The sequence below is a fragment of the Sporolactobacillus inulinus genome (genome assembly GCF_006539285.1).
Classification (GTDB): domain Bacteria; phylum Bacillota; class Bacilli; order Bacillales; family Sporolactobacillaceae; genus Sporolactobacillus; species Sporolactobacillus inulinus.
The window spans coordinates 1-5,725 of sequence record NZ_BJMS01000136.1 but is presented as its reverse complement, the minus strand read 5'-3'; the positions used below and the strand labels follow the sequence as shown (position 1 = coordinate 5,725).

Genomic DNA, 5,725 nt, shown 5'->3' with positions numbered 1-5,725 from the left:
AGTGTTAGAAAAACCGGGCAAAATACGCCCGGTCCTAATCTTTAATCATGAGTCGTTGATCGATGCCTTTTTATTGCATCATCGCTGCGGTTGCTTGCCGCGGGGGTACCACGAGCCTCCTAAGACAGGGTAGGAATCTGCGGGGTCTCGCTGGCACGCATCAACAAGGCGCGATCCCGCTGGCGCCCGAGCACCTCCGCTTCGATGCTCGGCCAAGACACTGGTCTATTGGTTTGAAGAAGGCGCAAAATCATACACTTTCTTATCCTGCTAGAAAATGAAGAGGGGCACCATCATGGATTTACACTTAAGAACTAAACTAATGCTTAGCTGCATCTGTCTCGTACTCACCATCTCCTTGGTTCCCGCTCCGGTTGAAGCAGCCAAGGCGGAGACAAAACAAGACCTCTTTTCAACTTCCTTTGAAAAAAATGATCCCCAGCCAAACTGGACAAGCAAAAGCGAATATTCTGAGGATCAAGATCGACCAATGACAAACGGAATCAAACCTTTAAGTGGTCATGGTCAGACCATGACCACTTCTGTAACGCGCGGCCCAAGCAGCTTGTACAACGCCGCGAGCAAAGCAGGCTGGTCAGGCAATCAGGTACTTACCTATTCAGGACAAGCAGACGCAGACAAGAAAACGAGCGATGCATACAACAAACTCTTCCAAGTAAATCTGCCTGTAACGAAGCATACTCAGCTTTCATACATGATTGCACCGCAGCCGACAAAAAAAGACGTTAACGCACAGGCAGCAACTTACGTCTCGATTGACCTTGCGTTCTCAGACGGTACATACTTGCATCAATTAGATATCAAGGATCAGGATGGGGTCCGTATGACTCCATCCGATCAAGGCAAGTCCGGGACACTGCTCATGAATCAATGGAATCAGAAAACCATCGATCTCGGCAAGGCAGCAAAAGGAAAAACCATTGTCCGCATTCTGATCGCTTATCAGGCACCAAAAGCGGGCATCACTTTTCAAGGCGCGATTGATGATGTACGCATTGGTTCACAACAAACAGCGGTTGCTGTGGGGCCCCCGGTAGATCAAGTCACTATTCTTCGCGGGACCGCGTCGAGTGACGCATTTCCCCGTGGAAACACGGCACCGGCGGTCGGCGTTCCAAACGGCTTTGTCTACTGGTCCCCTGCCATCAACAGCAGTGCGAAGGAACAGCTCTATCCTTATAACCAGAACAACGATCCTGAAAACTTGCCTGAAATTCAATCCTTCTCATTGAGCCGTTCCGCAAATGATCAAAGCGGAAGCCGCCAGACCTTTCAAGTAATGCCGTCCAGTTTTGTCGGTACGCCAAGCGCAAGTCGGATCGGGCGCGGCAAGGCTTTTAAACGCACAGACGAAAGTGCGCATCCCTATCGATACAGCGTCACATTTACCGATGGCATGCGCGCTCAGCTGGCTGCAACGAGTCACGCGTCGATCATGCGCTATACGTTTCCGGGCATGCAGGGCAATCTGATCTTTGATAATCTGGATCAGCATGGCAGCCTGACCCTCCATCCGGAAAGTCAGTACTTGGAGGGGTACTCCGACATTAAAGATTCGGCGACCGGCAATATGAACCGCATGTTCTTTTACGCAGAACTTGATCGGCCGATCATCTATTCCGGAAAATTGTCTGGTGAGAAACGCGATCAGAGTACTGCATTCTATAAATTCGATACATCAAAAGATAAGTCCGTAACAATGAAAATCGGTACTTCGTTGATCAGTCTGGATCAAGCAAAGAAAAATCTGAATCAGGAAATTGGCAAGCACTCATCACTGAATTCTGTTGCAAATAAAGCCAAACAGTTGTGGAACAAACGCTTGTCCAAGGTTTCAGTCAACGGCGCGAATCAAGATCAGCTTACGACCTTGTACTCGAATCTCTACCGTATGTATTTATCACCTAATGACGGATCGGAAAATGTTGGTTCTATAAAAAAGCCCAACTACCGTTATGCAGACCTTAGCGTTCCTGCAAAATCCGAAAACACAACAACAAACACCGGAGCGCCCATTAAAAAAGGCAGAATCTATGTCAACAGCGACTTTGCTTATAGCGCTCAGACCGTTTGGCCGGCTTATACACTGCTTGAACCCAAGCTAACCGGAACCTTTATCAATGGTTTCTTGAAGGTTTATAAAAATGGCGGAACGCTCCGTGCCGATGCCGGACCCGCCTTTGCTGATGCAGTGCTGAAAGGGGCAAAAGGGGTCGATACGGAACTGCTCTATCAAGCAATGCTCTATCAAGCCTCATCGGTACAGGGCGGGCAATCGCAAACGCTTAACGGTTATATCCCGTCAAGTCAGAAGGATAGTGTGGGCAAAACACTGGCGCAAGCAGAAAGCGATGCCGCCCTTGGGAACCTAGCCGCTTATCTTGCCAATAAACATCCGAACAGGTCTTCTTACGCTGATGATCGCGACTACTACCTAAGCCGCGCGCAAAATTATCTGCACCTTTTCAATCGGTCGCAAATGAACTTTGCAGCAAAATCAGCAAATGAGAGTGAAGAAACAAACGCTACAGCCAAAAGTTCGAAGAAAACGTCTGAGGACTGGTTCCATACCTTCCAAGTCCCCCAAGATGGACAAGGACTGGCAAATTTATTTGGCGGAAAAATCGGTCTGAGCAAAATGCTGGATCAATTTTTCACAACTGCGCCTTCCGATCAGGCCATTAAATCTTCTCCTGCTGATCGTCTGTCAAAAAGCGGCCGGCTCGGTATGTTTACTTTGGATCGTCCTTTCTCGCCTTCCACAGCGTACATGTACTTGTTTGCCGGAACGCCTTGGGAGACGCAGCGGATCACACGCTTTGTGCTTCGTCATTTCTACACAGGCTCGGCAATTGGCGGAGGCTATTTGGGAACAGACAACGGCGCCATGCTCTCAGGCTATTACCTATTTGGCGCTGCCGGTTTCTATCCGCTTCAAAAAGGGACCGCAAACTATGTTATTGGCGCTCCGTACTTTAAACAGATGACTCTGCATTTAGATAATGGAAACGAGTTGGTCATAAACGCGCCAAAGGTCAGCAATAAGAATCAATATATTCAATCTGCCGCTCTAAATGGACGTCCTATTCGTGCCGGGTCAGTTTCAGCTGCAGATTTGCAGGCAGGCGGTACCTTGTCCTTTGCTATGGGCGCTCAGCCGTCCAGTTGGGGAACAGCAGCGAATACACTGCCGCATTCACTGACGCCGCAATCAACAAACGGGTCTTCCTTTTACCCGCAGCCGCTTGACGACCTTTCTCAGAAAGCCGTAGTTCGTGCATCAGAGGGAACCGTCAATTTGGAACAGTTGACCGATAACAATTCCGAGACAAACGCCACCTTTGACCAAGAACGGCCGTCTGCACGTTTCCAATTCAAAACGGAGAGTCCACGGATCAAGCGTTACACCTTGACCTCTTCAGGCGCGAGAAATACCAGCGATCCAAAAAGTTGGACACTTTGGGCATCGGACGACGGGATTCATTGGGGACAAATTGACCGCCGAACCAATCAAACCTTTGCATGGCGTTCCATGACTCGTGCTTATACAATCAAGAATCCAAATGCTTATGCCTACTACAAAATCACAGTCGATCAGAAGAGCAGCAATCATCCGCTCGCACTCAGCGAATTTCAGCTGCTTGGTTATTCTGGAATAACGAAAGGATTTACGTCCCTTAAACGTGAACTAGAGCATCAATATGAATTGAAGAATGTGACAGAAGCAGAATGGGATCACTTAATCCGCATCCTCGACCAAGCACAATCTGCTTATAAAGACGGCAATCTGTCTGCTTCAATTTCATCGATGCAAGCCGCTGTTCAGCAGATAAATTCGTTACTCTACCAAACAAATGCTTCAGAAAAAGGCAGTGGGCTGCTCTTGGCGGATGCCCATGCAATCGTCAATTTACTTTCGGACTGATTGATCAATCCGATCACTAAGAAAAGGATGTGTCTCCTTATGAAGAACTCGATCACAGTACGAAAAGCAGTTGCTGCGGACTTGCCGGCTATTGTCGCCATCTACAACTCGACAATTTCAAGTCGAATGGTAACCGCAGATACCGAGCCAGTCACCGTTGAGGAACGGCGTCCATGGTTTATAGAACATCAGACGACTGCCAATCGCCCGCTCTGGGCAGCCGAATATGACGGAACCCTATGCGGCTGGCTCAGTCTCAGCAACTTTTACGGACGCCCTGCCTACCGAGGAACGGCAGAAATCAGCATCTATCTTGATCATGCGTTTCGCGGCCGAGGAATCGGTTCGTCTTTGCTGCACTATGCCCTCGACCAAGCAAGCGATCTGGAGATCAAAACCATTTTAGCGTTTATTTTTGGACAGAATAAACCAAGCTTGCATCTGTTTGAGCGCTTTGGCTTTGAAGCCTGGGGCACTCTGCCAAAAGTAGCTGAACTCGACGGCAATGAATGCGACCTCATCATCATGGGCAAGCGGGTCAATCCCTAAGAAAGGTGCGCTGAAGCAAAACACAAGAACACCATTTTCAAAATACATCAAAAGAAACCGGCAAACTGCTTTCTTGGCAGCTTGCCGGTTTCACTCATTCTTGTAATTTTTCACCGATAATTTTGACCTCTGTTTCCAAATCGACGCCAAACTTCTTCTTCACCGTTTGTTGGACATGCTTAATTAAGCGGATATAATCGGAAGCCGTCCCGTGATCCACATTAACCATGAATCCGGCATGCTTCTTTGAGACTTCAACGCCGCCAATCCGTGTTCCTTGCAATCCGCTGTCTTGAATAAGCTTTCCGGCAAAGTAACCGGGCGGGCGCTTGAAAACACTGCCGCATGACGGATACTCAAGCGGTTGCTTTAACTCGCGCAACGCGGTGAGCCGATCCATCTCTGCTTTAATTTTCTTGGGATCCCCCTTCTTCAAGTGAAAGGTTCCCTCTAGTGCTAGGTAGCCCTTTTTTGAAATGGCACTGTGGCGATACCCCATGTCAAGTTCGTCCCCGCACAGGGTTAGAATCTTACCCTTTGCATCAACAACAACTGCTTGACGGAGCACATCCGCCGTCTCGCCGCCGTATGCGCCAGCATTCATGTACAAAGCGCCGCCAACCGATCCCGGAATACCGCAAGCAAATTCCAGTCCGGTTCGTTCATGCGCAAGGGCAAAGCGAGAGACATCAATGATTGAAGCGCCGCTTTGAGCAATGATGGACTCACCTGCACTCGTGATCTGATTCATACGTCCACAGTGAATCACCAGACCGCGAATACCGCCATCACGTACAATGAGATTAGACCCTCTCCCTAGATAAGTGACAGGCATCTCTTTTTTATACGCATAGGCAATCAGCTGTCCAACTTCCTCATAGGTAGATGGCGTCACAAACAGATCCGCCTTTCCACCTGTATGGGTAAATGTATATGTACTTAAATCTTCATCTATTTTTACTTCTTCTTTTCTCGAGAAAATGTCCAACAGATCTTGTTCAACTGTTTTTTTATCCACGTTACGACTCATTCCTTCTTATAGCCATTTTGCCGACTCCTTCTTTATTATTTATGCCATTGCCTGCAGGGTATGTCAACCATGTTCGTTCTTTTTGTGAAGAAAAGCAGCGCCGTTACGGCAATTTTCTATAAGAAAAACCGGGCAAAATATGCCCGGTCCTTACTTCCGCAGGACGCGGTGGCTTCCGCGTTGTGCACGAACGACACTTC

3 protein-coding genes are annotated in these 5,725 nt (G+C 48.3%); 2 read left to right on the top strand and 1 reads right to left on the bottom strand.

Annotated elements, in window-relative coordinates; all coding sequences use genetic code 11:
• Positions 1 to 295 precede the first annotated feature (295 nt).
• Positions 296 to 3,946, top strand: a complete 3,651-nt coding sequence (locus tag SIN01_RS13655; protein WP_010027241.1) for a GH92 family glycosyl hydrolase — start codon at positions 296 to 298, stop codon at positions 3,944 to 3,946.
• Positions 3,947 to 3,985: 39 nt separating this feature from the next.
• Entirely contained in the window at positions 3,986 to 4,495 is a 510-nt protein-coding gene (locus SIN01_RS13650; protein ID WP_010027239.1) for a GNAT family N-acetyltransferase, read from the top strand.
• A 94-nt stretch (positions 4,496 to 4,589) separates the two neighbouring features.
• Here the strand turns inward: SIN01_RS13650 and murB are convergent, their stop codons facing one another.
• The gene (gene murB, locus SIN01_RS13645; protein ID WP_010027237.1) at positions 4,590 to 5,513 is read right to left on the bottom strand and encodes a UDP-N-acetylmuramate dehydrogenase; all 924 of its coding nucleotides are present in this window, start codon (positions 5,511 to 5,513) and stop codon (positions 4,590 to 4,592) included.
• Positions 5,514 to 5,725 lie beyond the last annotated feature (212 nt).

Coding starts and splice junctions, on each gene's coding strand:
- SIN01_RS13650 (WP_010027239.1), top strand. CDS start 3,986: ATGAAGAACTCGATCACAGTACGAAAAGCAGTTGCTGCGGACTTGCCG.
- SIN01_RS13655 (WP_010027241.1), top strand. CDS start 296: ATGGATTTACACTTAAGAACTAAACTAATGCTTAGCTGCATCTGTCTC.